A 545-nucleotide genomic window follows, 5' to 3' on the forward strand; every position below is an offset into this window, starting at 1 on the left:
TGGCACCTTGGCCTTGAGCCTTTGACCGCGCGGCGCCCAGCCCCGCAGCGGCGCCATATTGGTTTTGGTCCAGGTCTCGTCGATGAACACCAGGCGAGACGGATCGATCCGCTCCCGATATTTGCTCTATTGCGTCCGCCGACGGGCAACATCGGGACGGTCCTGCTCGGCAGCAATCAGCGTCTTTTTTTGTGACTGAGCTTCTCGGCGTGGACGAAGTCCCACAGCGTCCGGTAATCGACCTTCAGGCCACGCTCGGCGAGCTCGGCCACCAGCCCGCGCAAGGTGAAATCGGCCGTCCGGCACCGTTGCACCAGCCAATCACGATGCTTTCCCGAAATCTTCTTCGGCTTGTAGCCGCCGATCTGATCCGGCTCGACGCTGCCGGTCCGGCGAAAGCGCTGCACCCAGAGAATGGCCGTGCTGATGCCTACACCAAATTGCGCCGCCGCCTGATGGCACGACAGGCCGCCCTCGCAGACGGCGTCAACCACGCGCTCACGCAGATCAGTCGAATACGCTCGCCCCATCCATGCCGGCCTCCT

General features: G+C 63.5%; 1 pseudogene. It reads right to left on the bottom strand.

Annotated elements, in window-relative coordinates:
* Positions 1–530, bottom strand: a pseudogene (locus tag ACZYOF_RS44300) (helix-turn-helix domain-containing protein); the annotation flags it as partial.
* Positions 531–545 lie beyond the last annotated feature (15 nt).

The organism is Bradyrhizobium sp. LeoA1Lang (genome assembly GCF_055413685.1).